This window comes from Kordia sp. (assembly GCF_045105435.1).
Lineage (GTDB): Bacteria > Bacteroidota > Bacteroidia > Flavobacteriales > Flavobacteriaceae > Kordia.
In genome coordinates, this window is the sequence record NZ_JBGCDL010000072.1 from 1 (window position 1) to 3,547 (window position 3,547).

Genomic DNA, 3,547 nt, shown 5'->3' on the forward strand with positions numbered 1-3,547 from the left:
TTAGCGCCACAACAAACCTTTGGCGACCTTGTGAAACGACTCGATAAAATTCGCGGTTGGAACTTTACAAAAGCAGCTGTTGAAATGGCAGCATTGCAAGTCATAGAAAAAAATACAGGGAAATCACCTTTCCAATTATTAGAAAATAAACCATTGACCGACGTTCCTGTTGGAATTTCACTTGGACTTTACACAGAGTTAGACCGAATGAAAGAAGTGGTAAAAAATGCTTTAGAAACTGGTTACAGACGACTAAAATTTAAAATATCACCGAATGTACGTATTGACTTTTTTGAAGAAATAAATCCGATGTTGTTCAAAGCAGATACATACGTAAGTTTTGATGCGAATGGTAGTTTTGGTGATGACGATTTTGAAGTCTTTAACTATTTTGCAAATACGTATCAAACCATGATTGAGCAACCGTTTGCTCCTACTCGATTCGATTTATTATTGAAAGCGAAACAGGAAAATCCGGATGTTTTTATCTGTTATGATGAAGAAATAAAATCGCTTGGAGATGTATTAAAATTACATCATTTAGGTGTTTTGGACGAAGTAAATCTAAAAGTTGGACGTGTTGGTGGCGTGATGAAAAGTATTGAAATTATTCAATATTGCGCCAAACATCACATTCCATGTTGGATTGGCGGTATGTTTGAAACTGGCATTGGAAGAACGCTCAATTTACGCATGGCTTCCTATTTACCAAACGCTCGTGCACATGATTTAAGTCCGTCAGATCGTTATTTCTTGGAAGACATCGTTGCGCCAAATGTAGAAATGACCAGCGGTTATGTTTCCATTGAAAGCTTACAACATTGCCAAGTACAACCGAATTTGGTTGACAAATACACCATTGATCAAAAAACCATAGAAGTTACATGCTAGATTTTTACATACAAAACGCAAAAATTTGCACAGGACATAAGGAAACTGCCAAAATTGGAAATGTCGGAATCCAAGATGATCGCATTGCATGTATTCACTATCAAGGTGACGATTTTGAAATTCCCGCAGCTAAAGAAATTATTGACGCTTCTGGACTGATTTTAACACCTGGTTTTATAGATCCGCACGCATCCACAGGTTTTGGATATTTCTTTCCAAACGCTGCCGATCATAAATTATATCAAGGAATTACCACTGAAATATTTGGAAACTGCGGAACATCTCCAGCTCCAATTGGCGAACATTTAGATACAACCATGAATCGTTTGTCAGACGAAATTGGATTTCCGTTTGAATGGCGATCGCTAGAAGAATATTTCAAACAAATAGAAGATAAAATACAATTCAACATTGCAACGTTGGTCGGACATAGCACGCTTCGCGCAGGAAATATGGACGATTGGCACAATTTGCAACCTGAACAACTGGAAACCATGAAAACAGCCTTAGCTGAAGCAATGGACGAAGGCGCTTTGGGAATTTCCACAGGATTAATATACGCGCCAGGTTGTTTTGCCGAAATGGACGAAATTATTGCCTTAGCCAAAGTAACGGCTGAAAAAGGTGGCGTATACGCTTCGCATGTTCGTAATGAACGTGATGGACTGGAAGAAGCCGTGGAGGAAGCTTTAAACATTGGAAAGCAAGCAGATATTCGCGTGTTGATCAGTCATATAAAAGCGGCTGAAAAAGAAAATTGGGGAAAAATTCCGAAAGTCTTAAAAATGATCGAGGAATTTAATAAAACGAGCAAATTGCAAGCTGCCTGTGATGTATATCCGTATACAGCAGTTTCCACAAAATTGCGCGCGTTTATTCCTAAATATATGTTGCAAGACGGAATTGCGGCGGTTTCTGATAAAATGAAAGATACCGAAAATGTTACTGCTATTGCGGAATGGATTATTCAGAAGGATTATGACATGTCGCGCATGCTGATTATCTCTGACGATCTAAAAAGTTATTACAATAAGAATGTTTCTGAAATTGCTGCCGAACAAAAAATTTCGTTAGCGCAAGCTGTTGCTGATATTTTAGCAGCAAGTACTGAAACTTGGGTTGTATATCATTGCATCGATCAAAAAGATATTGATACAGCTGTGTTATGGCCAAATAGTATGATTTGTACAGATTCATGGAGTTATCCAATTAATGCACCAAAAAGCATTGGGCAACCGCATCCAAGATCGTATGGAGCATTTACAGAGTTTTTACAACGTTTTGTTATTGATGAACAACTATTAAGTTGGGAAGAAGCCGTTCATAAAGTTACCCATCTACCTGCTGAATTTTTTCAACTGAAACACAGAGGTTTAATTGCAAAAGACTATTACGCAGACATCGTTTTGTTTGATCCGAATGCAGTAAAAGCAAATGCTACTTATTTAACGCCTAGAGAATTATCATCAGGAATTGAACATTTATGGGTAAACGGTTCGCATCTCATTCAGCACACAAAAATACAAGATGCAACACCAGGAAAAGTATTGACATTGAAAGATTGAAATGCAACAGAACACTGAAATAAGAACAATTAATACAACTGATTATCAAACAGTTGCTAATATATATAATGAATACATCAAGTTGGGCACAGCTTCGATGGAAGAAACGTTGAAAACTGCGGATGATATTGCAAGTTGGATACAAAAATTTCACAATCGCGAAAAATTATATGTCTTTACAGAAGATGATGAAGTGATTGGTTGGGGAATTATTAAACGATATAGTGATCGTGAAGGATATCGCTTTGCTTGTGAAACTGCCGTGTATTTCACAGAAACGAAGCTAGGAAAAGGATACGGAACAACGATGAAAAAGTACGTAATTGAACAATGCAAACAATTACAATACAAACATTTAGTTGCAAAAGTATTCGCCACAAATACGGCAAGTATTGTATATAATGAAAAATTAGGCTATACTATAGTCGGTCGTCAAAATCAAATTGGCTTTAAAAACAATCAATGGTTAGATATGATTATCATGCAATACGTAATAGAATAGTACACTAAGAAATTAAGAATTTAAAAAACGCAAAGGACATGATGTTACAAGAAGAAGTTTTAGCACCAGCTTTAGAAACCTTAAAAACGTTGATACAAGACGCCGTTGATAGTGGAGAAAAAGTCACTGCTTCAAATATTAAAGATTTTGTAGAGCAAGCTCAAATTACACAGAAAGATTTGGAAGCTTATGCCGATTTTGATCACCCAATTGAAGATGGTTACGGACGTAAAATGATTTATGACGCAGGGAAGTTTGAAATTATGGCAATGTCATGGAATCCAGGCGATTATTCTTCTATTCACAATCACGGATATACACAATGGGGCGTTGTTCAAGTATTTGGAAATGTACACCATTTTATCTATCAAAATAGAAATAATCAATTGCGTTTTGCGAAGAAAGAGATTTTAACATCGGGTTCTATTGTAAAGGTTGTAAACGCAATGATTCATCAAATGGGGAATCCATCAACAGACAGATACATGACCTTACATATTTACGGTTCTTGCGATAAAGCAGGCGATATTACTGCCGATGCGAAGAATTACGAATTGGAACACGATCGTGTAAATCATACGACTGGTGG

4 protein-coding genes are annotated in these 3,547 nt (G+C 36.8%); all 4 read left to right on the top strand.

What is annotated here, in order from left to right; all coding sequences use genetic code 11:
- The coding region (locus tag AB8B65_RS03435) for an enolase C-terminal domain-like protein (RefSeq protein ID WP_405299459.1) at positions 1-891 on the top strand (891 nt) is incomplete at its 5' end.
- Positions 885-2,456, top strand: a complete 1,572-nt coding sequence (locus tag AB8B65_RS03440; RefSeq protein ID WP_405299460.1) for an amidohydrolase family protein — start codon at positions 885-887, stop codon at positions 2,454-2,456. The genes AB8B65_RS03435 and AB8B65_RS03440, both read left to right, overlap by 7 nt.
- Position 2,457: 1 nt before the next feature.
- Positions 2,458-2,958 (top strand): GNAT family N-acetyltransferase, encoded by a 501-nt coding sequence (locus tag AB8B65_RS03445; RefSeq protein WP_405299461.1) that lies wholly within the window; start codon positions 2,458-2,460, stop codon positions 2,956-2,958.
- Between the two features lie 38 nt (positions 2,959-2,996).
- Positions 2,997-3,547, top strand: a 551-nt coding sequence (locus tag AB8B65_RS03450; protein ID WP_405299462.1) for a hypothetical protein, incomplete at its 3' end; no start/stop codon positions are given.